The organism is Microbispora sp. NPDC004025 (assembly GCF_053604425.1).
In genome coordinates this window covers 305,227-330,481 of record NZ_JBSGHN010000006.1, presented here as the reverse complement: position 1 = coordinate 330,481, position 25,255 = coordinate 305,227, and the positions used below count along the sequence as shown (strand labels likewise).

At 72.6% G+C, this 25,255-nt stretch carries 25 protein-coding genes; 9 read left to right on the top strand and 16 right to left on the bottom strand.

From position 1 onward, the window contains the following. Positions 1-6: 6 nt before the first annotated feature. Together ACWEQG_RS18960 and ACWEQG_RS18955 are read right to left on the bottom strand one after the other, a co-directional pair. Positions 7-1,227: an acyl-CoA dehydrogenase family protein gene (locus tag ACWEQG_RS18960; protein ID WP_452286239.1), complete on the bottom strand. Its 1,221-nt coding sequence runs from the start codon at positions 1,225-1,227 to the stop codon at positions 7-9. Continuing rightward, entirely contained in the window at positions 1,228-2,178 is a 951-nt protein-coding gene (locus ACWEQG_RS18955; RefSeq protein WP_452286237.1) for a phosphotransferase family protein, read from the bottom strand. A 115-nt stretch (positions 2,179-2,293) separates the two neighbouring features. On the opposite strand from ACWEQG_RS18955, the gene ACWEQG_RS18950 reads away from it, so the two are divergent. Next, on the top strand, positions 2,294-2,872 hold the full coding sequence (locus tag ACWEQG_RS18950; RefSeq protein ID WP_452286235.1) for a GNAT family N-acetyltransferase: 579 nt from the start codon (positions 2,294-2,296) through the stop codon (positions 2,870-2,872). A gap of 1 nt (position 2,873) precedes the next feature. Here the strand turns inward: ACWEQG_RS18950 and ACWEQG_RS18945 are convergent, their stop codons facing one another. Beyond that, positions 2,874-3,443, bottom strand: coding sequence for a TetR/AcrR family transcriptional regulator (locus ACWEQG_RS18945; RefSeq protein WP_363463013.1), 570 nt, complete (start codon positions 3,441-3,443; stop codon positions 2,874-2,876). 68 nt (positions 3,444-3,511) lie between these two features. Between ACWEQG_RS18945 and ACWEQG_RS18940 the strand changes: the two genes are divergently transcribed. After that, positions 3,512-4,675 (top strand): FAD-dependent monooxygenase, encoded by a 1,164-nt coding sequence (locus tag ACWEQG_RS18940; RefSeq protein WP_452286233.1) that lies wholly within the window; start codon positions 3,512-3,514, stop codon positions 4,673-4,675. Between the two features lie 12 nt (positions 4,676-4,687). Here ACWEQG_RS18940 and ACWEQG_RS18935 read toward each other — a convergent pair whose 3' ends face one another. The 3 genes from ACWEQG_RS18935 to ACWEQG_RS18925 form a co-directional block, all read right to left on the bottom strand. Continuing rightward, positions 4,688-5,575, bottom strand: a complete 888-nt coding sequence (locus ACWEQG_RS18935; RefSeq protein WP_452286231.1) for a DMT family transporter — start codon at positions 5,573-5,575, stop codon at positions 4,688-4,690. 147 nt (positions 5,576-5,722) lie between these two features. Further along, on the bottom strand, positions 5,723-6,667 hold the full coding sequence (locus ACWEQG_RS18930) for a hypothetical protein (RefSeq protein WP_452286229.1): 945 nt from the start codon (positions 6,665-6,667) through the stop codon (positions 5,723-5,725). Positions 6,668-6,835: 168 nt separating this feature from the next. Further along, positions 6,836-7,192 (bottom strand): VOC family protein, encoded by a 357-nt coding sequence (locus tag ACWEQG_RS18925; RefSeq protein ID WP_169987786.1) that lies wholly within the window; start codon positions 7,190-7,192, stop codon positions 6,836-6,838. Positions 7,193-7,320: 128 nt separating this feature from the next. Between ACWEQG_RS18925 and secA2 the strand changes: the two genes are divergently transcribed. Further along, the gene (gene secA2, locus ACWEQG_RS18920; RefSeq protein WP_452286227.1) at positions 7,321-9,585 is read left to right on the top strand and encodes an accessory Sec system translocase SecA2; all 2,265 of its coding nucleotides are present in this window, start codon (positions 7,321-7,323) and stop codon (positions 9,583-9,585) included. 17 nt (positions 9,586-9,602) lie between these two features. Here the strand turns inward: secA2 and ACWEQG_RS18915 are convergent, their stop codons facing one another. From ACWEQG_RS18915 to ACWEQG_RS18890, 6 genes are all read right to left on the bottom strand, one after another. After that, a complete protein-coding gene (locus ACWEQG_RS18915; protein ID WP_452286225.1) occupies positions 9,603-10,814 on the bottom strand; it encodes a hypothetical protein in 1,212 nt (403 codons plus the stop codon). Between the two features lie 507 nt (positions 10,815-11,321). Then, complete coding sequence (locus tag ACWEQG_RS18910; RefSeq protein ID WP_452286223.1) at positions 11,322-12,644, bottom strand: lanthionine synthetase LanC family protein; 1,323 nt, start codon at positions 12,642-12,644, stop codon at positions 11,322-11,324. A gap of 81 nt (positions 12,645-12,725) precedes the next feature. After that, positions 12,726-14,447 (bottom strand): SulP family inorganic anion transporter, encoded by a 1,722-nt coding sequence (locus tag ACWEQG_RS18905; protein ID WP_452286221.1) that lies wholly within the window; start codon positions 14,445-14,447, stop codon positions 12,726-12,728. Continuing rightward, positions 14,444-14,779, bottom strand: a complete 336-nt coding sequence (locus ACWEQG_RS18900) for an ArsR/SmtB family transcription factor (RefSeq protein ID WP_346224726.1) — start codon at positions 14,777-14,779, stop codon at positions 14,444-14,446. The genes ACWEQG_RS18905 and ACWEQG_RS18900 overlap by 4 nt, the downstream gene beginning before the upstream one ends. A gap of 5 nt (positions 14,780-14,784) precedes the next feature. After that, positions 14,785-14,997: a hypothetical protein gene (locus tag ACWEQG_RS18895; RefSeq protein WP_363463006.1), complete on the bottom strand. Its 213-nt coding sequence runs from the start codon at positions 14,995-14,997 to the stop codon at positions 14,785-14,787. A 62-nt stretch (positions 14,998-15,059) separates the two neighbouring features. After that, positions 15,060-15,467, bottom strand: coding sequence for a VOC family protein (locus tag ACWEQG_RS18890; RefSeq protein WP_452286219.1), 408 nt, complete (start codon positions 15,465-15,467; stop codon positions 15,060-15,062). A gap of 174 nt (positions 15,468-15,641) precedes the next feature. Between ACWEQG_RS18890 and ACWEQG_RS18885 the strand changes: the two genes are divergently transcribed. Together ACWEQG_RS18885 and ACWEQG_RS18880 are read left to right on the top strand one after the other, a co-directional pair. Continuing rightward, positions 15,642-16,067: a pyridoxamine 5'-phosphate oxidase family protein gene (locus tag ACWEQG_RS18885; protein ID WP_363463004.1), complete on the top strand. Its 426-nt coding sequence runs from the start codon at positions 15,642-15,644 to the stop codon at positions 16,065-16,067. Between the two features lie 7 nt (positions 16,068-16,074). Further along, the gene (locus ACWEQG_RS18880; RefSeq protein ID WP_452286217.1) at positions 16,075-17,079 is read left to right on the top strand and encodes a zinc-binding alcohol dehydrogenase family protein; all 1,005 of its coding nucleotides are present in this window, start codon (positions 16,075-16,077) and stop codon (positions 17,077-17,079) included. Here ACWEQG_RS18880 and ACWEQG_RS18875 read toward each other — a convergent pair. Beyond that, positions 17,066-17,545: a CBS domain-containing protein gene (locus tag ACWEQG_RS18875; protein WP_452286215.1), complete on the bottom strand. Its 480-nt coding sequence runs from the start codon at positions 17,543-17,545 to the stop codon at positions 17,066-17,068. The two genes, ACWEQG_RS18880 and ACWEQG_RS18875, sit on opposite strands and share 14 nt — an antisense overlap. Continuing rightward, the gene (locus ACWEQG_RS18870; RefSeq protein WP_452286213.1) at positions 17,545-18,240 is read right to left on the bottom strand and encodes a CBS domain-containing protein; all 696 of its coding nucleotides are present in this window, start codon (positions 18,238-18,240) and stop codon (positions 17,545-17,547) included. The genes ACWEQG_RS18875 and ACWEQG_RS18870 overlap by 1 nt, the downstream gene beginning before the upstream one ends. A gap of 129 nt (positions 18,241-18,369) precedes the next feature. Between ACWEQG_RS18870 and ACWEQG_RS18865 the strand changes: the two genes are divergently transcribed. From ACWEQG_RS18865 to ACWEQG_RS18850, 4 genes are all read left to right on the top strand, one after another. Next, positions 18,370-20,028 carry an FAD-dependent oxidoreductase gene (locus tag ACWEQG_RS18865; RefSeq protein ID WP_452286210.1) on the top strand — a complete coding sequence of 553 codons (1,659 nt, stop codon included), beginning with the start codon at positions 18,370-18,372 and terminating at the stop codon, positions 20,026-20,028. Further along, a complete protein-coding gene (locus ACWEQG_RS18860; protein ID WP_452286208.1) occupies positions 20,025-21,452 on the top strand; it encodes an ATP-binding protein in 1,428 nt (475 codons plus the stop codon). The genes ACWEQG_RS18865 and ACWEQG_RS18860 overlap by 4 nt, the downstream gene beginning before the upstream one ends. A gap of 35 nt (positions 21,453-21,487) precedes the next feature. Next, the gene (locus ACWEQG_RS18855) at positions 21,488-22,351 is read left to right on the top strand and encodes an NAD(+)/NADH kinase (RefSeq protein ID WP_452286206.1); all 864 of its coding nucleotides are present in this window, start codon (positions 21,488-21,490) and stop codon (positions 22,349-22,351) included. 87 nt (positions 22,352-22,438) lie between these two features. Beyond that, positions 22,439-23,389, top strand: a complete 951-nt coding sequence (locus ACWEQG_RS18850) for an SDR family NAD(P)-dependent oxidoreductase (protein ID WP_452286204.1) — start codon at positions 22,439-22,441, stop codon at positions 23,387-23,389. Positions 23,390-23,450: 61 nt separating this feature from the next. Here ACWEQG_RS18850 and mgrA read toward each other — a convergent pair whose 3' ends face one another. Beyond that, entirely contained in the window at positions 23,451-24,446 is a 996-nt protein-coding gene (gene mgrA, locus ACWEQG_RS18845; RefSeq protein ID WP_452286202.1) for an L-glyceraldehyde 3-phosphate reductase, read from the bottom strand. Between the two features lie 163 nt (positions 24,447-24,609). After that, positions 24,610-25,239, bottom strand: coding sequence for an alpha-ketoglutarate-dependent dioxygenase AlkB (locus tag ACWEQG_RS18840; protein ID WP_452286200.1), 630 nt, complete (start codon positions 25,237-25,239; stop codon positions 24,610-24,612). Between the last annotated feature and the right edge of the window lie 16 nt (positions 25,240-25,255).

Genomic DNA, 25,255 nt, shown 5'->3' with positions numbered 1-25,255 from the left:
AGCACATCACCCCATGTATCTCTTGAGTTCGCGGTAGGCCAGCGACCGCTTGTGGACCTCATCGGGGCCGTCGGCGAACCGCAGCGACCGCGCCCCCGCCCACAGCGCCGCCAGCGGGAAGTCCTGGCTGAGGCCGCCGGCGCCGTGTGCCTGGATGGCCTTGTCAAGGATCCACTCCACGGTCGCCGGGCCGGCGATCTTGATGGCCTGGATCTCGGTGTGCGCGCCCTTGTTGCCGACCGTGTCCATCAGCCAGGCCGTCTTCAGCACGAGCAGGCGCAGCTGCTCGATGCGCACCCGGGACTCGGCGATCCAGTCCTGGATCACCCCCTGCCTGGCCAGTTGCTTGCCGAACGCCTCGCGCGACAGCACCCGCCGGCACATCAGCTCGACCGCCCGCTCGGCCATGCCGATGAGCCGCATGCAGTGGTGGATGCGGCCCGGCCCGAGCCGCGCCTGGGCGATGGCGAAGCCGCCGCCCTCCTCGCCGACGAGGTTGTCCACCGGCACCCGTACGTCCTCGAACACCACCTCGGCGTGGCCGCCGTGGTCGGCGTCGTCGTAGCCGAAGACCGTCATGCCGCGCCGTACGGTCAGGCCGGGGGTGTCGCGCGGGACCAGCACCATGCTCTGCTGCCGGTGCTTGGGCGCCTCCGGGTCGGTCTTGCCCATGACGATGAAGATCTTGCAGTTCGGGTTCATCGCGCCGGTGATGTACCACTTGCGGCCGTTGATGACGTACTCCCCGCCGTCCCTCCTGATGGAGGTCGCGATGTTCGTCGCGTCGGAGGAGGCCACCTCGGGCTCGGTCATCGCGAAGGCCGACCTGATCTCGCCGGCCAGCAGGGGCTCCAGATACTCCTTGCGCTGCCACTCGCTGCCGAACTCCGCGAGCACCTCCATGTTGCCGGTGTCCGGGGCGGCGCAGTTGGTGGCGGGCGGCGCGATGCCGGGCGACCTGCCCATGATCTCCGCGAGCGGCGCGTACTGCAGGTTGGTCAGCCCCGCACCGCGTTCACCTGCTTTTTCGGAAGAGGGGAGGAAGAGGTTCCACAGGCCACGCGAGCGGGCCTCGGCCTTGAGGTCCTCCAGCAGGGGCGGCGGACTCCACCCGCCGGCCGCCGCCTGTTCGTGGAAGGCCTGCTCGGCGGGGTGGACGCACTCGTCCATGAAGGCGAGCAGCCGCTCCCGATAGCGCTCCGTGGTCGCGTCGAACCCGAAATCCATTCAGACCTCCATCAGCCCGCGGGCGACGATCGGGGCGACCTGGTCGCCGACCTCGGCGAAGCCCTCACCGACCGTGAGCCCCTTGGTGTATCGGAAATGGATGCCCTCGGCGATCACCGCGAGCTTGAAGCAGGCGAGGCCGACGTACCAGCCGAGCCGGGACAGGTCACGGCCGGACGCCTCGCCGTAATGGGCGGCCAGCTCGGAGCTGGGCGGCACCTCCCCGGCCGAGCCGCGGTCGAGCGAGGCGACCTCGCCGTACAGGAGGAACAGTGCCAGGTCGGTGAGCGGGTCGCCGAGCGTGGACATCTCCCAGTCGAGCACGGCGCGCACCTCGCCGTCGGCGATCAGCGTGTTGCCGAGCTTGAAGTCGCCGTGGACGATCGCCGGCGGGCCGGAGACGGGCACGTCCCGGGCGAGCCGCTCGTAGAGGTCGTCGATGCCGGGCACCTCGCGGCTGCGCGAGGCGTCGAGCTGCCGCTTCCACCGGGCGACCTGCCGCTCCAGGAAGCCGTCGGGCCTGCCGAAGTCGCCCAGGCCCACGCTCTCGGGGGTGATCGAGTGGAGTGCGGCAAGCACGTCCACCAGCCCGTGGGCGAGGGCGGGGGTGAGCGGCGGCTGCCCGCCCAGGACGTGTTCCATGACGTAGAAGGGTGCGCCGACGACCTCGGCGTCCCGGCACAGGTGATAAGTGCGCGGGACCGGTACGCCGGTGTCCTGGAGCGCGCTCATGACCCGGTATTCGCGGCCCATGTCGTGCGCCGTCGCCAGGACGTGCCCGAGGGGAGGCCTCCGCACGACGTACGTGCTCTCGCCGTCTCCGACGACGTACGTCAGGTTGGACTTGCCCCCCACGATCAGCTCGGCGGTGAGAGGCCCCCGGGTCAGGCCCTCCCGCTGGAGGTGTCCGGCGAGGCGGGTGAGGTCGAGGCCGGGCGGGTCAGGGTTCACAGGGGAAGGATACCGACCAGCCGGTATGTGTGTCGACAGAGCCGGAAGTGGTCGTCCCCTATCGGGTCCGAGTGGCCCTCCGCTCGCACGATACGTCGCCGATAGCGTCGTGCACATGACCGCGAAGATGCCCGCGCCGGCCGTGCTCGACGGCCGCGTCGTACGCCTGGAGCCGCTCGCCCCCGGCCACGTGCCCGACCTGTTCCTCGCGGCGCAGGACGAGGAGGTCTGGCGGTTCCGGCCGGAGCCCGTGCCGGAGACCGAGGACGACACCCGCCGGATGGTCGACAAGCTGCTCGCCGATCCCCGCACCACGCAGTTCGCGGTGGTCCTCAAGGAGACGGGCCGGGCGATCGGCTCGACCGGCTACTGGGACGTCGGCGGCTTCGACGAGAGCGTGGAGATCGGCTCCACCTGGTACGGCAGGGCCTACTGGCGCACCGCCGTCAACACCGAGTGCAAGATCCTGCTGCTCGACCACGCCTTCGCCCTCGGGTTCGCCCGCGTGGTGCTCAAGACGGACATCCGCAACCTGCGGTCGCAGGCGGCCATCGAGCGCATCGGCGGCGTGCGTGAGGGCGTGCTCCGGCGGCAGTACCGCCGCCCCGACGGCACGTGGCGCGACAGCCCCCTCTACTCGATCCTCGACGACGAGTGGCCCGCCCATCGCGCCCGCCTGCTGACCGCCCGGTAGGTCACATGCTCGTGGCGACGCGGAGCAGGTCCCGGAAGGCGGCGTCCAGATCTTCGAGAGGCGGCACGCCGCCCGCGCCGACGACCGCGTCGAACAGCAGCCCCTCGACGTAGGCGACCATCTGGCGGCCGTGCCGTACCGGGTCGGGCGAGCCGGCGGCGGCCAGCACGGCGGTGGCGAGTTCGCGGAAGCGGCGCCCTATCTCGTCGTAGGTCTTGCGCAGCTCCGGACGCCGGGTCGCCTCCAGGGCCAGCTCGTATCGCGCGATCGTGGTCTCCCGGTGCACGGTGACCGCCGCGTGCGTCATCCTCGCCAGGAGATCCGCCACCTCGTCCCGGGACACCTCGGCCTCGGGTGTGGTCACGGCGGCGAAGACGGCCTCCTCGCGCTCGGCGAGCCGGGCCAGCGTCAGCCCGAGCAGCGCCGCGCGCGTACGCGCGTGGTTCGAGGTGGATCCCGGCGGGAGCCCGGCGGCCTCGTCGACCGCCCGGTGAGTGAGGCCGCGCATCCCCCGCTCGGCCAGGATCGCGATGGCCGCGTCGGCGACGAGGACCGCCCGCTGACTGCTCACCCTCACATCGTAGGGCCGGACTACGGCTGTAGTACGCTTACTACGGCTGTAGTGACGAGGAGGCGGGCATGGCGCACGCGGTGGTGATCGGGGCGGGCATCGGCGGGCTGACGGCGGCCCTCGCCCTGGCGGGCAAGGGGTGGTCGGTGACCGTCCTCGAACAGGCGGCGTCGATCGAGCCGGTGGGCGCCGGGCTGGCGGTCGCGCCCAACGCGCTCAGGGCGCTCGACGTGATCGGCGTCGGCGACGAGGTCCGGAGGCTCTCCGCGATCCAGGGCCGCAGCGGCATCCGGGTGCCGGACGGCCGGTGGCTGTCGCGTACCACCGCGGAGGACGCCACCGCGCGGTACGGCGACCCGATCGTGCTGCTCGCGCGGTCGTCGCTGGTCGGCATCCTCGCCGAGCGCCTGCCGCCGGGAGCCCTGCGGGTGGACGCGCGCGTCGAGTCGGCCGACCCCGCGACCGGGCGCGTCACCCTGGCGGCGAGCGACGCGGGGGCGGCGGAGACGATCGAGGCCGACCTCGTCGTGGCGGCGGACGGGATCAGGTCCCGGACCCGCGCCGCCCTGTTCCCCGGGCATCCCGCACCGGTTTACGCGGGCGTGACGAGCTGGCGGGCGATCGTGCCGCTGCCCGGGGTAACCGGCGCGTCGGAGACCTGGGGAGCGGGGCCGCTCTTCGGGGTCATGCCGCTCGCGGGTGGTCAGGTGTACTGCTACGCCACCGCGCCGGTCCCCGCGGGGCTGCGCGCGACGGACGAAAGAGAGGAACTGCTCCGGCTGTTCGGCCGCTGGCACGACCCGATCCCCGCGCTGCTGGCCGCCGCGGACCCGCAGGCCGTGCTCCGTCACGACGTCCACTGCCTCGACACGCCGCTGCCCGCCTTCCATGCGGGGCGGGTCGCGCTGCTGGGCGACGCGGCGCACGCCATGACGCCCAACCTCGGGCAGGGGGCCTGTCAGGCCATGGAGGACGCCGTCGTGCTCGCCGAGCGCGTCTCGCCGCACGGGTCTCCGATCGCGGATCCGGCCGCCGGGCTGGCCGCCTACAGCCGGGAACGGCTGGCGCGGACGACACCGATCGTGCGGCGGTCCCGGGCGATCGGCCGGCTCACCCGCTGGCGCAATCCGCTGGCCGTCGCACTCCGCGACGGCGCGATGCGCGCGGCGGGCCGGTTCGGGCCGAACGTCGCGATGCGGCAGTTCGACCCGGTCTTCGACTGGCGGCCCTGAGGAGCGCGCGGCTCAGGCGGCCTCGGACGCGACCACCGGTTCGCCGATCCTGTCCGGCTCGGCCGGTGCGGCGGCGCGCTTGGAATGGTCGGGCGCGAGGCGTCCGAGCGTGATCGTCCCGGCGATCAGCAGGGCGGCCGCGAGCAGCGCGGGGATCGCCTTGTCCGTTTCGGTGGGCAGCGACTCGCCCAGCAGCAGGGCCCCGGCGGTGACGGAGGTGATGGGGTCGACGACCTGGACCCCGGCGTAGGCGATGCCGAAGTAGCCCACGGCGTACGACTTCTGCAGCAGCACCACGGCGCAGACCAGCAGCACCGGGATGGCCAGAGTGAACCAGTGCAGCAGGTTGCCGAGGTCGCCTTCGAGCCCGCCGCCGACGACCCGGACGAACGTGGACACGGTCGCGGTGACCGCACCGGCGCCGATCGCCATCAGCAGCGCCTTCGACGGGCCCCTGAGCCAGCGCGCCGCGGTGAACGTGACGGCGACCACCAGGCCGATGCACGCGATCAGCCCGATGGCGTTCGCGTCCGACAGGACCGGGGTCACATTGTGCGCCGGGACCAGCAGCATCAGGCCGAGCAGGCCTGCCGCCACCGCGATCGACCCGGCGATCTCGGCCCGGCGCGGGCGCCTTCCGTGCAGGGTGGCGGCGAGCGGCACCGCGAAGACGAGCGTCGCCACGCTCACGGGCTGGACGACGACGAGCGGCGCCAGGCTGAGCGCCACCGCGTGCAGCGACGCCCCGGTGAAACCGATGATGCCGCCGATCCACCAGCGGGGCCTTCTGACGAGCGCGAGGGTCGCCCCCTCGCTCACCGCCTCGAACTGCTGCAGCGCCGCGCCCAGGGCGTACCCCAGCGCGCCGACGAGGGCGATCGCCACTCCCACCCAGGTCATGCGCGCCCGCCGGTGTGTCGAGAAATCACCACGCAAGCTTAGTGGGGCCCGGCGGGCGCCAAGGGAGCTCGCGACACAAGTGGGGCTTTCCGGGCAGGTCCCCGGGATCCGCGGCGGCGCGGATCCCGGGGACGGGGGACGTGCGGCTCAGTCGGTGCCGCTGGACAGCGCGATGTCGATGACCCCGGTGTCCGCGCCCCAGAAGTTGGCGGACAGGTCGCCCTCCTTCACCCACGCCTCGCCGGTGACCGTGAGCATGCCGACCCGCTTGCCCGCGAGCGCGAGTTCGAGGACGTTGTAGCTCTGGGTCACCCACGGAGCGGGCCGGCCGCCCTCCTTCACCAGAGCCGCGCCGCCGCTCCTGACGACCCCGATGCGGTCGCCGGCCAGGACGAGCTGCTTCACATTCGTGTTCACGGTCGCCCAGGTGGCCGACGGGCCGTCGTCGTACTTCACGAGGGCGACGCCGTCGGACCGCAGCACGCCGATGCGCTTGCCCGCCAGCGCGAGCTGCTTCACGCTGGCGTACTCCGGCACCCAGTTCGCCGACAGCCCGCCCTCCTTCACCCAGGCCTTGCCGTCCGCCGTAAGCACACCGATCCGGTCACCCGACAGCACGAGCTGCTTGACGCCGCCGTCGTGCTGCAGCACCCAGCTCGCCGACAGCCCGCCCTCCTTGACCAGAGCCCTGCCGTCCCCGGTGACGACGCCGATCCGGTCACCCGACAGCACGAGCTGCTTGATCCCGGCGTCGTGCTGCAGCACCCAGCTCGCCGACAGGTCGCCCTCCTTCACCCAGGCCTTGCCGTCCCCGGTGACGACGCCGATCCGGTCACCCGCGAGCGCGATCTGGATGACCCCGTCGTGCTCGAGCACCCAGCTCGCCGACAGTTCGCCCTCCTTCACCAGAGCGTCGCCGCCGGCCTTCAGCACGCCGATCCGGGGCGGGGCGACGGCCGCCCGCCCGGCCTTGCCGGGCCGGTCCTGCGCACTCGCCAGGCTCGCGGCCGATCCGGCCAGCAGCAGGCCCGCCGCGCAGGCCAACCCCGCCCCGAGGGAGACCAGGCCGGGGCGCGTCGCTGAACGAGTCATGAACGCCTCCGCATCGCATCGGGCGGGCCCCCTGCCCGCCGAGGTCGATCACGGAGAGACTAGATTCGGTCACGCGATGTAAGCACGCTTCCTGCATCGTCAGGAGAGTCGGCCACACTGTGCGCATTCGGCGGCCGCTGCCCCCACTTCAGGGCTACTGGGCCTGTTTCAGGACCTCTCCGGGCAGACACAGAAAAGGTGGCCTTCCGGGTCGGCGAGCACCACCCAGTCGCCCGGCTGGAACTCCGGCTTGGTCGCCCCGAGCGCGACGTACTCCTCCACCGCCTTGGCCACGTCGGGCACCCGGAAGTCGAGATGGAACTGCTTGTCCCCGCCGGGCCAGGAGGGGGCCTTCCGCTCCGGCACACGCTGGAAGTAGATGCTCGTCGTGCCGTCGCCGATCCCGGCGTACTCCTCCTCGGCGTACTGCACCGGGAACCCGGTGATCTGGGAGTAGAACTCGGCGAGCCTCTTCGGCTCGGCGCAGTCGATGGTCACGGCGATGAGCTTCGCGATCGTTGTCATGGCCGCCATCCTGCCGCCCAATCCTGTCAGGGAGTGTCAGGTACCCACACCATCGGAATCTTCGCCGATAGTGGGACCATGAACCGGGCATGTGGAACCAGTCCGGCAGGCGAGACGTTGGAGCGGGTGTGGCGCGGGTAGGTGCATGGATCAGGCGGTTCCTGGACAAGCCGGGAAGTGTCGACCTGGCCCCCTTCCAGCGGATCGTCGCCGAGGCGGGCGAACTCGAGAGCGAAGTGGCCCAGCGGGCCGACCTCCGTCCCGCAGAGCCGGATCCCGCCTGGGTCGGCAGCGCCGACTTCTGCGCGGTGATGCGGGAGGCGGCCCGCCGGGCGCTCGGCCAGCGGCCGTACGACGTGCAGCTCGTGGGCGTGCTCGCCATGCTGGAGGGCAACGTCGTGCAGATGGCCACCGGCGAGGGCAAGACGCTCGTCGGCGCCCTCGCCGCGGCCGGGTACGCGCTGCGCGGCGCGCGGGTCCACGCGGTCTCGGTGAACGACTACCTGGCCCGCCGCGACGCCGAGTGGATGGGACCGTTGTACGAGACGCTCGGCCTCACGGCCGGGTGGATCGCCGAGACCTCGGCCCCCGAGGAGCGCCGGGCGGCGTACGCGTGCGACGTCACATACGGCGCCGTCAGCGAGCTGGGGTTCGACGTGCTGCGCGACCGCCTGCGCACGGATCCGGCCGAGCTGGTCGTGCCCGCTCCGGAGATCGCACTCGTGGACGAGGCCGACTCCGTGCTCGTGGACGAGGCCCGCGTGCCGCTGGTGCTGGCCGGCACGGCCGACCCGGGCACGGCGCTGCCCGAGATGGCGGCACTCGTGCGGCGGCTGTCGCGCGGCTACCACTACACGATCGACGAGGAGGGGCGCAGCGTCTTCCTCACCCCGAAGGGCACCGACACGGTCGAGAAGGCCCTCGGGATCGACCTCTACGAGCACCCCGGCGTGGTGACCCAGGTCAACCTCGCCCTGCACGCCCACGCCCTGCTGACCAGGGACGTCGACTACATCGTCAGGGACGGCCGGGTCCACCTGATCAACACCTCGCGCGGCCGGGTCGCGGTGCTGCAGCGCTGGCCGGACGGGCTCCAGGCGGCCGTGGAGGCCAAGGAGCACCTGCCGGCGTCGGAGACGGGCGAGATCCTCGACTCGCTCACCGTGCAGAGCCTCATCCGCCGCTACCCGCGCGTGTGCGGCATGACGGGCACCGCGATCGCCGTGGCCGAGCAGCTGCGGGAGTTCTACGACCTCAAGGTCGCGGTCATCCCGCCCAACAAGCCGTGCGTACGCGCGGACGAGCCCGACCGGATCTTCGCCACGCTGGAGGACAAGGAACGGGCGCTGCTCGAGGAGATCGAGACCCGGCACGCCACCGGGCAGCCCATCCTCGTCGGCACGCTCGACGTCGCCGAGTCCGAGCGCCTGGCCGGGGCCCTGGAGGCCAGGGGGCTGAGCGCGACGGTGCTGAACGCGAAGAACGACGCCGAGGAGGCGCAGATCATCGCGAAGGCCGGCCGGCGCGGCGCGATCACGGTCTCCACCCAGATGGCCGGGCGCGGCACCGACATCCGGCTCGGGGCCGGCGACCCCGGAGAGGAGCAGGAGGTCGCCGGGCTCGGCGGGCTCTACGTCATCGGCACCGGCAGGCACGAGAGCAGCAGGCTGGACGACCAGCTCCGCGGCCGGGCGGGACGGCAGGGCGACCCCGGCGGCTCGGTCTTCTTCGTCAGCGGCGAGGACACGCTCCTCACCGCGTACGCGCCGGAGCAGTCGCTGCCCCCGGCCGGCCGCGACGGCGTCGTGTCCGGCGCCGACGCCGCCGGACTGGTGGCGCACGCGCAGCGCGTGGCCGAGGGCGTCAACCTGGAGATCCACCGCAACACCTGGCGCTACTCACGGCAGCAGGAGCGCCAGCGGGCGGAGGTGCTGGACCGGCGCGACCGCGTCCTGCACGGCGACACCGGGGCGCGGGCCCTGGAGCAGGCCTGCCCGGAGCGCTACCGCGAGCTGTGCGAGGAGGCGGGCCGGGAGACCGTCGAGCGGGCCGCCCGGCAGATCGTGCTGTATCACCTCGACCGCTGCTGGACCGAGCACCTCGGCTTCCTCGCCGACCTGCGCGAGGGCATCCACCTGCGGGCCCTCGGCCGGCTGAACCCGCTCGACGAGTTCAACCGCGAGGCCGTCCCGGCCTATCGGGCCATGCTCGACGAGGTCGAGCGGCGTTCCAAGGAGACCTTCGAGAAGGCCGACGTCACCCGGGACCTCGCGGAGCAGGGCCTCAAGCGGCCCACGGCCACCTGGACCTACCTGGTGCAGGACAACCCGTTCGGCTCGGAGTGGGACCGCGTGCTCAAGCGCGTGGCCGGGACGCTCAAGCGCAAACGGTAGCGGCCCGCGCCGCGTCCCTACCGCTTGCGGTGGCGGCCGGCATGCGCGTGCGCGGGGCGGCTCAGCACGGCCTTGGCGCCGACGGCGACGAGCGCGCACACGACGATCGCGACCGAGAACGCGGGAACGGCCGCCTCTTCGAGCTGCCCGCTCGCGGCCGACGCCGGAGTGAACGCCGGGGAGGCCGTCGCCTCGCCGGTCCTCGCCGTCTTCACGGTCTTCGCCGTGGTCTTCGCCGTGGTCATCGCTGTGGTCATCGCTGTGGTCTTCGCGGCGGCCGAGGGTGCGGGAGACCCGCCGCCCTTCCCCGCCGTCGTGGCCGAGAGGGGAAACATCCCCACCCCGGCCGCCTGGATCCGCGCGGCGGGCTCGGCGGGCGGCGCGGGGGCCGCCGACGGAGCCGTGGACTGGGCCGTGGACTGGGTCGTGGACTGGGCCGTCGACTGGGTCGCTGAGGGAGCCAGGGAGGGAGCCACGGAGGGAGCCACGGAGGCAGCGGGGGCCGCAGGGGCCTGGTTCTCCTTCACGCCGGGGGTGGACGCGGGAGCGGCGTCCTGGGGCGCGGCCGGAGCCGCAGAGGGAGCGGGAGCCGCGGTGGGACACGGCGGCGGGGGCTCCGCGTGGTCCCTGACGCCGTACGCGCCCGTCGAGAACGGCTTGGGCGCGCCCGTCTTCCCGAGGCCCTTGCCCCACTGGGTGATCACGTACTGCACCGGAATGTGGCCGAGGCCGCCCGCGTCCTCGACGGTGAGCGAGTCGGTGTCCCAGGTGCCGCCGGTGAGCTCGGCGAACGTCTTGCCGTCGAGGTCGAGCATGACCCCGCTGCTGGAGGGCACGCCGGGACCGCGGTCGCCGACGAAGAACTCGGCCTTCTTCCCCTTGTAGATCACATAGCCCTTGGTGCCCATCGGCCAGCTCGGGCTGGCGGCCAGGCCCTTCTGCATCGGCTTCCCCGACGCGGGGGCGCCGGTGTCGCCGTTGATGCCCGACCCGTCGTCCCAGAAGTACGACGCGGTCGTCTTGCCGGAGTAAAGGACGATCTCGCCTCCGGCCGTCGGGCAGCCGACCGCCGGGATGGCGGGCGCCTGCGGCGCGGACGCGGCTTCGGCGGGCGCCTCGGCCGGTTCCGGCCCGAGGACGTGGCTCACGACGGTCGCGATGTCGGCGTGGGGGTGCTGGGGGCCCGCCGGGGCGGGGCGGGCGGGGGCGTCCTGCCGGTTCGGGGACACGGCGGTCGCGTGGTGCGTCTCGCCCTTCGCCGGGCTCGTCTGCTCCCGGAGGGCGTCGTTGTGGGGGTCCGCGTAGCTGGAAATGGGGGATCTCCTGACTGGTCACGGTCGGATAACCGGACACTAGGCCAAGAACACCCCAAATCTCGACATCGCGGACAAAAGTTTTACTTTCTGGACGAATATCTCAGGAAGTGGCAAAGTCGGATGTGGACGCGCCCCCCTTCCGGGGGGCTGGAGGGAAGGAGGGCACGCCACGTACCGGGATCAGGACGACGGCGGACGGCCTCGCGGCGCGGCCCCGAAGGACTCCGGGCGCCGTCGCTGTCGCTGATCGGGGACGCCCCGGTGGAGCGGTCCCGGGCGTTCGGGTCCGGCCGGCGCCCAGGCCGGCGGACACGCGCCGGACCGAAGCGTCGCCAACGAGACCGCCCAAGGCAAAGCGACGGACCCGTCGCCCCCGCCGAACTGGGCGTACGTGCCGGGCACGGCTGAAAATTTCAGCCGCTACGCCTGTTCGCCGCGCAGGACGGCGGCGGGGATCGGGATGGCCGGGAACGGGTTGTCCGGCAGGAGGATCAACCGGCGCGGCGCGGCCTGCTCCGCGGCCTCCAGATGCAGCAGAGCCGTCCCGATGCCCGCGGCTCCCACCATGTATCCGGTGTCCGCCGTGACCTCTCCGGGCCGCAGCCGCCGGTACGCCTGGTACCAGCGGAAGCCGGCGTCGTCGCCCGCGGTCGCCCGCCCGATCAGGTCGATCGCGAGCGTGCGCGCGAAGTCGAGGTACGGCCCAGCACCCGTGGCCGCGTACAGGCCCACGAAGCAGTCGATCAGCCCGGCGGTGCCGCAGCACAGGCAGGCCACGTCCCAGTGACCCGGCGGCCGGGACCCGGGCACCCCGCTCTGCACGATGCCGTGCGCGAGCCGCTCCACCCAATCGAGATCGCCCGGGTCGCCGGTGACCCGGTGCAGTTCGTAGAACATCCGGGCCACCCCCGCGGACCCCGAGCAGAAGCCGAGGTAGTTGAGCCTGCGGCCCTGCGGGAGGTGATGCGGCACGAGCGCGCATTTGTCGGTGACCACGCTGACCGTCCGGACGAAGTCGGCGCCCCGGCGGGCCGCCGCGAGGAACCGCTCGTCGCGGGTCACGCCGTACAGGCGGGCGAGCAGGAAGGCCGTGCCCGCCGTCCCGGACAGGAACCCGGGGGTGACGGAGTCCACGGGCAGGTCGGGGACGGCGTCCCCGCCGAAGCGGTGCCCGGGGACGGCGAGGCTCGCGATGCGCTCCCCCGCCTCGATCGCCACCTCCTCGTACGCCGGGACGCCGAGGATGCCCGCCGCGTGCAGCAGGGCGAGCACGATCCCCCCGTCACCGCGCTGCGCCGGGTCCCCGGTCCAGCCGATGCCGTCGCCCAGCGGACGGGCGTCGCGGACGAGGCGGTCGGCGGCGGCTCGGGCCGCCCCGAAGACCTCCTCGTCGCCGGTGGCCCACCCCGTCTCCGCCAGCACGAAGACCACGCCCGCGAGCCCGTGGTAGAAGGTCGGGTCACGCTGCTCCGGCCAGGTGGCGGCGAGCCGGCGAGCTCCCGCGAGCGCGTCCCGCAGGTACGCCTCGTGGCCGGTGGCGGCGGCGAGTTCGAGGAAGAACAGCACGACGCCGGCCGCGCCGGCATAGAGGGAGGAGGCGTCACCGGCGCCGGACGACCGCCCCCGGGGATCGGGGTTGGCCCGCCATCGCCGTCCCAGGTCGTCGTCGACCCCCGCCGACCGCACCCAGCGCGCGGCCGTGACGGCGGCGGTGATAGGGCTCTCACGGGGCCAGGCGCTCATCACCCCAGTCTCCCACAAAGCTGGTAGGAAATTAAGGCTATCACTCTTACAAACGGAAGCCTACGGGGAGTCGCGCGCCGATCACACCGTCGGCACGGGAACGTCGGGGTGGCGTGCCGTGGCGACCGGGGCCGGCGGCGGCGCGGACAGGAGTCCGGGCAGTGTCCTGGCGTGGGCGATCGCGGCCGGCGTGTCCGGGAAGACGAGGCCGTCGCGGCGGAGGTGATCGGCCACCCCGAGCCCGTTGAGGACCTCGTCGTGGCCCGGCCGGATGCCCGACAGCAGCACGGTGATCCCCCTGCCCTCGAGCCGGGTGATCACGTCGCCGAGGACCCCCGCGCCGGTGGCGTCGATCGTGGACACGCGCGACATGCGCAGGATGACCACCCGCACGTCGGCGACCTCCGACAGCTCCAGCAGGAAGCGGTGGGCCGCGCCGAAGAACAGCGGCCCGTCGAACCGGTAGGCCACGATGTGCTCGGCCAGCAGGCGCCGTTCCTCGTCGCCGTGGTCGCCGGTCTCCAGCGGGACCTGCTCGATCTGGGCGCTGCGCGCGACGGCCCGCAGGGCGAGCACGATCGCGACGCCGACGCCGACCGCGACGGCGATGACGAGGTCGAAGAGGACGGTCACGGCGAAGGTGAGGACCATGACCGCGGCGTCGCCACGGGTGGCGCGGGCGATCGCGCGCAGCGATCCGACCTCGACCATGCGGACCGTCGTGGCCAGCAGCACCCCGGCCAGCGCGGCGAGCGGGATGCGCCCCACCAGGCCGCCCGCGCTGAACACGATGACGGCAAGCACGACGGCGTGCGTGAGGGCGGCCAGGCGTGAGCGCGCGCCCGAGCGGACGTTGACGGCCGTACGGGCGATCGCGGCGGTGGCGGGGATGCCGCCGAAGAGCGGGGAGACGACGTTCGCAAGGCCCTGCCCGAACAGCTCACGGTCGGGGTCGTGGCGCTCCCCCACGCTCATGCCGTCGGCGACGGAGGCGCACAGCAGGCTTTCCAGCGCTCCGAGGGCCGCCACCGCGAGGGCCGCCGGGAGCAGCGACGTGATCGCGCCCGCGTCGAGGAAGCTCATCGACGGCGCGGGCAGTCCGGCCGGAAGGGACCCGATGCGGGCGACGTCCAGCCCGGCGACCTCGGCCACGACCGTGGCCGCCACGACCGTGAGGAAGGAGAACGGCACCGCCGGCCGCCACCGCGCCCCCAGCAGCATGACCCCCGCGACCACGAGCGCCAGCACGATCGGCACCGGACGCGGGTCGCGCGCGAAGTTCGCGACGGCGTCGCCGGCCGCCTGCCACACCCGCTCCCCCTCGCCCCGCACGCCGAGCGCCGCGGGCACCTGCTGCAACGCGATCACGACGGCGATGCCCGCGGTGAAGCCCTCGATGACGGGGGTGGGCATGTAGCGGGCGTACCTGCCGACCCGGGCCAGCGCGAGCACGACGAGCACGATCCCGGCGAGCAGGCCGACCGCGAGCACGCCACCAGGGCCGTGCGTGTGCACGATCGGCACGAGGACGACGGTCATCGCCCCCGTCGGGCCCGAGACCTGGAGGTTGCTGCCGCCGAAGACCGCGGCCACCGCGCCCGCGACGACGGCGGTCGCCAGGCCGGCCTGCGCGCCCAGGCCGGAGCCGACCCCGAAGGCCAGCGCGAGCGGCAGGGCCACCACCGCGACCGTGAGACCGGCGATCAGGTCGCGGCCGGGGCTGCGGCGGGCCGGCCGCCAGTCGGCGGGCGAGGGCAGCAGCCCCGCGACCCGCCCGTACAGCAGTCTGGCCGCGCCGGTCACTTCGCCGCCTCCGCCTGGAGCTCGGCCAGCAGCTCGCCCTGGCCGGTGATCATGTCGGTGAGGATCCGCCGGGCCGCCGCGAGCAGGTCCACCACGTCGGGGGTGGCCAGCGAGTAGACCACCGTGCCCCCCTCCCTGACCGCGCTCACCAGGCCGGTACGGCGCAGCACGGCGAGCTGCTGGGACAGGTTCGACGGCTCCACCTCGATCTCGCCGAGCAGTTCGCGGACCGGGCGGGGGCCGTCCCGCAGGAGTTCGAGCACGCGGATGCGCACCGGGTGTCCTAAGGTGCGGAAGAAGTCGGCCTTGGCCTGATAGAGGGGAACGGGCATCGGGGTCACTCCGTCTCCCCCGCCGCCTCCAGGCTGATCCCGTGGTCGGCGGCCAGCCGCCGCAGGTTGTCCAGCCGGCCGGAGGCGATCTGGACTCCGTGCTCGTCGCCGGCCTCCCGCGCCCGCCGCAGGTCCTCGCGCGCTTCCCCGAGCCGGGCGCGCAGCTCCGCCGTGAACTCGTGCATGTCGTCCTCTCGTCCGTCAGACGAGAACAGCATATTCGCGATATGAAGAATTCTTCAATTCGTCAGCTTCGCAGCTCACCCGGAGGAGGGCGGGCTCAGGCGGGACGCGGCGTGAAGGAACGCTGGTCGCGCCGCAGCGGGTGGCCCTCGGGGATCTCGACCAGCACGATCGGCAGGCCGTCGGGGTCCTCGATCCACATCTCCACCAGCCCCCACGGTTCGAGCCGAGGAGGCCGGGACACCGGCACCCCGGCCCCCACCAGCCGGTCGTACTCCTTCTGGACGTCGCGCACCTGCATCCAGATCGCGGTGCCCGGCCCCCCGTCGCCCGCGCCGCGGGGAGAGACCTCGAGGAGCCCCTGCCCCAGGAAGAACACCATCCCGGGGTCCTCGGACGCCCCGAACTCCCGGCTGACGGCCAGGCCCAGGACCTCCCGGTAGAAACGGCGGCTCTCGGCCCGGTCGGCCGGTCGCAGAAGTATGCGGCTGCTCAGCACTTCCATGTGACCGTAGTGCCCATCCGGGGCATGCGGTTAAGGATGGATCGGGGAAAGCGGCGGCCAAGGCGCACATGGGCCTTTCGGCCCCTCCGGAAGTGACGGACCGCCGTGCCGCCGGAGAAACAGCGACGACAGACTGGTCGCCGACGCCCGTTGAGGATCATTGTGGAGGTCCGTATGACTGAAGACACCGCGCCCGCCGGCATGCCGCGCCTGGACAAGCTCGACCGTGAGGAGTGCCTGCGGCTGATCTCCCCGGGCGGCGTGGGCAGGATCGCGTTCAACAACCCCAGCGGGCCGGTGATCCTGCCGGTCAACTACACCGTCGAGCAGGGCGCCGTGCTGTTCCGCACCGCTCTCGGCGGCCCCATGGACGCCGATCTGCGCACCGGGGTCGAGGGGGCCGACTTCATGGTGGCCTTCGAGGTCGACCGCATCGACGAGAGCACCCGGGAGGGCTGGAGCGTCCTCGTCCGCGGCGGGGCCCACCATGTGACCGGTGACGTGAACACGAAGGTCGAGACCTGGGCGGGCGGCGAGCGCGAGCTGTACATCCGGATCGCGCCCGTCGAGATCAGCGGCCGGCGCATCCAGCACGGATAGCCGCGTCGTGGACGCCTGGGTCGTGGCCCGGCCGGGGCCCATGGCGACGCGGCCGCTGGAGCGGGCCGTGCTGCCGGACCCCGCGCCCGGGCCCGGGGAACTGCTGGTCCGGGTCGAGGCGTGCGCGGTCTGCCGCACCGACCTGCATCTCGCCGAGGGCGACCTGCCCCCGAGACGGCCCCGTACGGTTCCGGGGCACGAGGTCGTGGGACGGGTGGCGGGGCTCGGCCCGGACACGCCGGGGCCGCCGGTCGGCACCCGGGTGGGGGTGGCCTGGCTGCGCTCGACCTGCGGCCGGTGCCGCTACTGCCTGCGCGGCGCGGAGAACCTGTGCCCGGCGTCCGCCTACACCGGATGGGACGCCGACGGCGGCTACGCGGAGCTGCTGACCGCCCCCGCGGCGTACGTCTACCCGCTGCCGGAGGACACTCCGGCGGAGACGCTCGCGCCGTTGCTGTGCGCGGGGATCATCGGATACCGCGCGCTGGTCCGCGCCGACCTGCCGCCGAGCGGGCGGCTGGGGATCTACGGGTTCGGCGCCTCGGCCCACCTGACCGCCCAGATCGCGATCGCCGAGGGCGCGACCGTGCACGTGATGACGAGGTCGGCGGCGGCCGGGGAGCTCGCGCTCCGGCTGGGCGCGGCCTCCGCGGCGGGCAGCGCCGACCCGCCGCCCGAGCCCCTGGACGCGGCGATCCTGTTCGCCCCGGTGGGCGACCTCGTGCCGGTCGCGCTGGCCGCGCTCGATCGGGGCGGCACGCTCGCGGTGGCGGGGATCCACCTCACCGACATCCCGGCACTGAACTACCAGCGTCATCTGTTCCAGGAGCGGACGCTGCGCAGCGTCACGGCCAACACCCGTGCCGACGGACGGGAGTTCCTGCGGCTGGCGGCCGGTCATCACCCACTGGTCACCACGACGCCCTACTCCTTCGACACGGCCGACAGGGCCCTGGCCGACCTGGCCGCCGACCGGGTCGAGGGAGCGGCCGTCCTGCTCATGGACAGGTGACGGCCGGCACCGGCTCCAGATGGAACAGGCCGCCCTTCACGTCCGCGAGGCCGGCGGCCGGACGGGGCGTCCTCCCGGCCAGCGCCATCAGCACGTCTGTGGTGGTGACCAGGCCCCGCAGGATGTCGTCCGGCCCGAGCACGGGGACCGCGCCGCAGCCGGCATCGGCCATCAGCGCGGCGATCTCGGACAGCGGGGCGTCCGGGGCCGCCCGAGGACAGCGCACGCCCCGCACGAGCGTGTGCACCTGCTTGCGGGACTGTTCGGCGGGCCCGCCCGACCAGTTGCCGGCGATGTCCTCCCGTGCGAGGACGCCGACGAGCCGGCCGCAGGCGTCCACCACCGGCAGATGGTGGACCCCGGCCCGCCACATCAGCTCCCACGCCATGAGCGGCGACTCCTCCGGCTCCACCGTGACGAGCGTCCGGGTCATCACCTCGGACGCCGTCATGGTCTCGACGCTCATCACTTCTCACCGCCTTCCGCCGGGCCTGTCCTCCACGGCCCACCCGCGGAGACGGCCCGGCTCACGTCGTCCGTCTCGTACGTCATGGAGGACTCGACGTCCACCACGCCGTCCACCCGCCAGACCTCGTCGATCAGGGCGCGGAGCTGGGACCGCCGCTCCACGCCGCCGTCGAGGTGGACGATCCCGTCCTCGACCCGTACGGCGCACTGCCTCGAGTAGCGCACCACGACCTCCAGGACGTCGTCACGGATGTCCTCCCCCGGCCGGCAGAACGCCCTGATCAGGTCCGACTGTTTCACCAGCCCGGTGATGCGGCCGCTCTGCCGGTCCACCACCGGAAGCTCCTTGATCCTGTTGCAGTGCATCAGCCAGGCGGCCCGACGCAGCGGGGTGTCCTCGGTGACCGTGATCACGGGGCTGGTCATGATCTCGGAGACGGTGCGCCCCCTCGCCTTCCTGCGCTCCCTGCGGCGGGACGGCCCCTCGATGAACAGGTCGCCGGGCCGCCGGTCCAGATCCTTGAGCAGCAGGTCGTCGTCGCTCACCATGCCGATCACGCGCCGGTCCCCGTCCACGACCGGTACGGCGCCGACGTGGAACCGGCACATGGCGGTGACCACGTCGCTGAACGAGGCCGTCGCCTCGACCGCCACCACGAACCTGTTCATCACGTCCCGGACGGTCATCGGCATGGCGCCCTCCTTCGACTCCCCCAGCCTTGGTCATGACCGGCTGCGGGGCGACCGGCGAATGTCACCGCACTATGGGACCTATGTCCTAGGAGTGTCATTCGCCGGAGATACGCCAGTACCTTGTGAGATGTGCAGAATGCCGCGATCCTCACCGTCGACGACGACCCTTCCGTCTCCCGGGCAGTGGCTCGTGACGTCCGCCGCCGATACGGCGACCGCTACCGCGTGATCCGGGCCGAGTCCGGCCCCAGCGCGCTCGACGCGCTGCGCGAGATCAAGCTGCGCGGCGAGCAGGTCGCCGTCATCCTGGCCGACTACCGGATGCCCCAGATGAACGGCATCGAGTTCCTCGAAGCCGCCATGGACGTCTTCCCGCTGGCGCGCAGAGTGCTGCTGACCGCCTACGCGGACACGGACGCGGCCATCAACGCGATCAACATCGTCGACCTCGACCACTACCTGCTCAAGCCGTGGAACCCGCCGGAGGAGAAGCTCTATCCGGTGCTGGACGCGCTGCTGGAGTCGTGGCTCGCCACCCCCGCCGTGACGATGCCGGAGACCAAGATCGTGGGCCATCGCTGGTCGGCGCAGTCGTTCGCGGTGCGCGACTTCCTGGCCCGCAACCTCGTGCCGTACCGCTGGCTGCGGGCCGACGAGGCCGAGGGCGCACGACTGCTGACCGCCGCCGGGATGAGCGAGACGGACGTGCCCGTGGTGATCACCACGGGCGGCAAGGCCCTGGCGCGGCCCACGGAGGCCGATCTCGCCGCGCACGTCGGCATGGCCACCACCCCGGCCTCGGAGCTCTACGACCTCGCCGTGATCGGCGCGGGCCCCGCGGGCCTCGGCGCCGCGGTGTACGGCGCGTCCGAGGGGCTGCGGACCCTGCTCGTGGAGCAGCGGGCCACCGGCGGGCAGGCCGGGCAGAGCAGCCGCATCGAGAACTACCTCGGCTTCCCCGACGGGGTCTCCGGCGCCCAGCTCACCGACCGCGCCCGCAGGCAGGCGCTGAAGTTCGACGCCGAGTTGCTCACCACCCGCGAGGTCGTCGGCCTCGAACGCAGCGGCTCGGCCACCCTGCTGCGCTTCGGCGACGGCACCGCCGTGACGGCGCACACGGTCGTGCTGGCGACCGGGGTGTCCTACCGGCTCCTGGACGCGCCCGGCCTTGCCGACCTGACCGGCCGGGGCGTCTTCTACGGCGCGGCCGCCACCGAGGCCCCGAGCTGCGCCGGCGAAGAGGTCTACATCGTGGGCGGGGCGAACTCGGCCGGGCAAGCGGCGGTGTACTTCTCCCGGTTCGCCCGCAAGGTGCACATCCTCATCCGAGGCGACGACCTCACCCGGTCGATGTCGCGCTACCTGATCGACCAGATCGAGGCCATTCCGGCGATCGAGGTCCACCCGCGCATCCAGGTGGTCGGCGGCGAGGGCCGCGACCACCTGGAGCGCCTGATCCTGTGCGACGGGCGGAGCGGCCGGACGACGTCCGTGCCCGCGTCGTGGCTGTTCGTCTTCATCGGCGCGGAACCGCGCACCGACTGGCTCGGCGACGTGGTCGCCCGCGACGGAGGCGGTTACGTGCTGACCGGCTCCGACCTGCTCGCGGACGGCCGCCGCCCGCCCGGGTGGACGCCCTCCAGGGACCCCTATCACCTGGAGTCGAGCATGCCCGGCGTCTTCGCGGCCGGCGACGTGCGGGCCGGTTCGGTCAAGCGGGTCGCCTCGGCGGTGGGAGAGGGCGCCATGGCGGTCTCACTCGTGCACCGCTATCTGGAGGACACATGACCGAGCATCCGAGCGAGCCGACCCTGCCGCCCGGCGAACTGCGCACGCTTTTCCTGTTCGAGGCGCTGGACGAGGCGCAGCTCGCCCGGCTGTCGGAGGCGGGCCGGGTGGAGCGGCGGCTCGCCGGGACCCGCGTCTACCAGGAGGGCGAGCCGGCGACCTGCTTCTTCGTGCTGCTGAGCGGCACGGTCGCGATGAGCAGGCGAGTGCAGGGCGACGAGGTCGAGGTGAGCCGCACCGGCCAGCGCGGCGTGTACGGCGGCGCCACGCAGGCGTACATCACCGGCGAGTTCTCCCAGCTCTACATGAACACGCTGACCGCGGTCACCGACGCCGAGTTCTTCGTGCTGCCGGCCGAGGTCATCAGGGCGTGCGTGCGCGAGTGGTTCCCGATGGCGATGCACCTGCTGGAGGGGTTGTTCCTCGGCATGCGCGCCACGCAGACGATCGTCGGCGAACGGGAGCGGCTGCTCGCGCTCGGCTCGCTGTCGGCCGGTCTGACCCACGAGCTGAACAACCCGGCGGCCGCCGCCGTACGGGCGACGTCCGCGCTGCGCGGGCGGGTGGCGGGCATGCGGCAGAAGCTCGCCATGATCGCCGACGGGCGGCTGGACGGCAGCCAGCTGCACGACCTCGTGGAGCTGCAGGAGGACGCGGTCAAGCGGGCCGCGTCCGCCCCCGAGCTGTCCCCGCTGGCGCGCTCCGACGCCGAGGACGCGGTCGCCGACTGGCTGGACGACCACGACATCGTCGGCGGCTGGGACCTGGCGGCCACATTGGTGGCCGGAGGCGTCGACGCGGTCTGGCTCGACCAGATCGCCGGGGCGGTGGGCGAGGACAACCTGGAGCCGGCGGTCCGGTGGCTCACCTACACCGTGGACACCGAGCTGCTGATGTCCGAGATCGACGACACGGTCAACCGGATCTCCGGTCTGGTCGCCGCCGCCAAGCAGTACTCCCAGCTCGACCGCGCTCCGCACCAGACCGTCGACGTGCACGATCTGCTCGACGCCACGCTGACCATGCTGCACGGCAAGATCCCCGAGGGTGTGCGCACGCTCAAGGAGTACGACCGGTCGCTGCCGCTCATCCCCGCGTTCGCGGCGGAGCTGAACCAGGTGTGGACGAACCTCATCGACAACGCGCTGGGCGCGATGGACGGCGCGGGCACGCTGACCCTGCGCACCCGGCGCAAGGACGGGCACCTGATCGTCGAGGTCGGCGACACCGGCACCGGCATCCCGCCCGAGGTCCGGCCCCGCATCTTCGAGCCGTTCTTCACCACCAAGCCCGTCGGTGAGGGCACCGGCCTGGGCCTGGACATCTCCTATCGGATCGTCGTCAACAAGCACCACGGGGACATCCGGGTGGAGTCGCGCCCCGGCGAGACGTGGTTCCGGGTCTACCTGCCCATCGCGGCCTGAAACCGGCCACGCCAGGCTGACCGTACAGTTGGGGCATGGGCATGGTCAGCACCGTGGGTCTCGTCCTGCACCCGCAGCGCGACTCCAAGGAGGCGATCGACACGATCGTCGAGTGGGCGCGCAAACGGGACGTCACGGTGCTCGGACTGCCCGACGAGGTCGGACGCATCGACTGCAGCGCGGTCCCGGTGGACGCCCCGGCCCTCGTCAAGCGGTCCGACCTCCTCGTCAGCCTCGGCGGCGACGGCACGATGCTGCGCACGATGCGCCTGATCGCCGGGCGGCCGACCCCCGTCCTCGGGGTGAACCTGGGACGGCTCGGCTTCCTCGCCGAGATCGACGTGGACGAGCTCGCCCCCGCGCTGTCGGCGATCGACGAGCACAGATACACGGTCGAGCCGCGGATGGCGGTCAGTGCGACGAGCCACGACGGCCGGATGGTGACGGCGTTCAACGACATCGCCCTCGTGCGCATCCCCGGCGACGGGCTCGCGGCGGTCTCCGTATCCGTCTACGGCGAGCCGTTCGTCCGGTACGCCGCCGACGCCGTGATCGTCTCCACCTCCACCGGGTCCACCGCGTACAACTTCTCGGCCGGCGGTCCGATCGTCTCCCCGACCGTCGAGGGCTTCCTCGTCGTCCCCGCCGCCGCCCACTCGGCGTTCAACCGGGCGCTGGTCCTGTCGGCGGACGAGGAGGTGACGCTCGACGTGCTCTCCACCAGCGGACAGCTCGCCATGGAGGTCGACGGCACGATCGGCGGCCACCTGTGCCCCGGCGACCGGCTCACCGTGACCGCGCTGCGCGCCGCCGCCCGCGTCGTGCGGCTGGGGACGACCACCTTCTACGAGCGGGCCCGCCGCAAGCTCCGCGTGAACGGCAGCGCCGAGGTCGACTGAGCCGCCGCCCTTCGCCACTTGACACCTGGCCGTCCGGCGAGCGTGCGGCTTGACCTGGAGCACGCTCCAGCTCCTACGGTCCTCCTCATGACGGCACAGCACAGGATCGGCAGTGGTTTCGGCCCCCGCACCACCGCGCGCGAGGTGCTCGCGGGAATCGACCTGTCCGGGCGGACGGCCCTGGTCACCGGGGGATACTCCGGGCTCGGCCTGGAGACGACGCGGGCGCTGAGCTCGGCGGGGGCCCAGGTGATCGTCCCCGCCCGCAGGCCGGCGGCGGCGAAGGAGGCGCTGCGCGACATCCCGCGTACGGAGACGCACGAACTCGACCTGGCGGACCTGCGCAGTGTTCGCGTGTTCGCGGAAACGCTCGTGGAGACCGGCAGGACCATCGACCTCGTCGTCGCCAACGCCGGGATCATGGCCTGCCCGGAGACCCGCGTCGGGCCGGGGTGGGAGGCCCAGTTCGCGGTCAACCACCTCGGTCACTTCGCCCTCGTCAACCACCTGCGCCCGGCTCTGGCCGACGGCGGGGCACGGGTGGTGTCGGTGTCCTCGGGTGCCCATTTCGGGTCCGGCATCCGGTGGAACGACATCCATTTCCGGGACGGGTACGACAAGTGGCTGGCCTACGGGCAGTCGAAGACGGCGAACATCCTGTTCGCCGTGCATCTCGACGCGCTCGGGGCCGCCGCCGGCATCCGGGCCTTCTCCCTGCACCCCGGCAGCATCCTCACCCCGCTCCAGCGGCACATCCCCCGTGCGGAGCAGGTCGCCCTGGGCTGGATCTCTCCCGGCGGCACGCCGGCGGAGGACTTCAAGACACCGGAGCAGGGCGCGGCCACGACCGTCTGGGCGGCGACCTCCCCTCTGCTCGAGGGTCACGGCGGGGTCTACTGCGAGGACTGCGACGTCGCCGAGGTCGCCACCGGCGACACGGCCGGCGGGCGGGTCGCGCCGTGGGCGGTCGATCCCGGGGAGGCGGCCCGGCTCTGGGACCTGTCCGCCGAGCTGACCGGCGTCGACGCGTTCTCCTGACGCGGACCTCGCCTCCGGCGGCGGGCGGCCCATCGTGACCGGCCGCCCGCCGCCGTGAGGACTACAGCAGGTTCTCGATCTCGGCCAGTTCCTCCGGCGTGAGCGCCGGCGCGTCGAGGGCCGCGATGTTCTGCTCGAGCTGCCCGACCGAACTCGCCCCGACCAGCACGGACGTGATCCGCCGGTCGCGCAGGATCCACGCCAGGGCGAGCTGGGCGAGCGTCTGGCCGCGCTCGAGTGCGATCTTGTTGAGGCCGCGCAGGGTCTCCAGCAGGTCGGGCGTGAGCCGGTCGCGCGTGAGGAAGTGGCCGATCGCCATCCGCGAGTCGGCCGGCACCTCGCCGTCGAGGTAGCGGCCGGTGAGCAGGCCCTGCGCCAGCGGCGAGTAGGCGATGCAGCCCGCTCCGGCCTGCTCCAGCGTGTCGAGCAGCCCGTCCTCCACCCATCGGTCGAGCATCGAGTAACGCGGCTGGTGGATCAGGAGCGGGGTGCCCAGCTCGCGCAGCACGGCGGCGGCCCGCTCGGTCTGCTCGGCCGAGTAGTTCGAGATGCCCACGTAGAGCGCCTTGCCGGAGCGCACCGCCGTGTCGAGGGCGCCCATCGTCTCCTCGATCGGGGTGTCCGGGTCGGGCCGGTGGGAGTAGAAGACGTCGACGTAGTCGAGTCCCATCCGGCTCAGCGACCGGTCGAGGCTGGCAAGCAGGTACTTGCGCGATCCCCACTCGCCGTACGGGCCGGGCCACATGTCGTAGCCCGCCTTGGTCGAGATGAACAGCTCGTCGCGGAAGGGCCGGAAGTCCGCGCGCAGGTGGTGGCCGAAGTTCTCCTCCGCCGAGCCGTACGGCGGGCCGTAGTTGTTGGCCAGGTCGAAGTGGGTGACGCCGAGGTCGAAGGCCCGGCGCAGGACGGCACGCTGCACGTCGAGAGGGTGGCCGTCGCCGAAGTTGTGCCACAGGCCGAGGGAGATCTCGGGAAGCAGCACCCCGCTCCTTCCGCTGCGCCGGTACCGCATGTCGTCGTACCGGGTGGGGGCGGGGGCGTAGGGGTTCGGGATCATCCGCGACCTTTCCTCGTGCGACCGTGGCCCGTCCTTTGCCCGGGCCTTGCTCCAGCAGTACCAGGAAACCGCACGTGTCAACGGCCGGGCAGGCGGGGGAGGGCGTTCAAGCCGGGGGATGCGGGCCGGCGGGGTCAGAGCGGGGGCGCCCCGGCGCGTGCCGTCACCGTACGCCTCTCGGGCGGAACTGGACGCTGATGCGGGCGCCGATCACCTTGGTGGACTTCGGGATCGCGTGCTCCCAGGTGCGCTGGCAGCTCCCGCCCATGACGATGAGGTCGCCGTGGCCCAGCTCGTGCCGCAGCGTCGGGCCTCCCCCGCCGCGCGGGCGCAGCAACAGCGGGCGTGGTGTGCCGACCGACACGATCGCGACCATGGTGTCCTGCGTGCTGCCGCGTCCGATCGTGTCGCCGTGCCAGGCGACGCTGTCGCGGCCGTCCCGGTAGAGGCACATGCCCGCCGTACGGAACCGCTCGCCCAGCTCCTCCTCGTAGTGGGCGTCGAGCAGGTCCCTCGCCTCGGCGAGGATGGGATCGGGCAGTTCCTCGCCCTCGTCGTAGAACTTCAGCAGCCGCGGCACGTCCACGACCCGGTCGTACATGTGCCTGCGCTCGGCGTGCCAGGGCACCGCGTCGAGGAGGCGTTCGAAGAGCACGTCCGCCCCCTCGACCCAGTGCGGCCGGACGTCGATCCAGGCGCCCCGGTCGAGCCGCGTGCGCCGCACCGACGAACCGAGCGGCCCGATCTGAACGTCCCTGCCCCAGTCCAGCAACGAGGCCTGAAAAGCCGTCATGACATCGATTGTATTA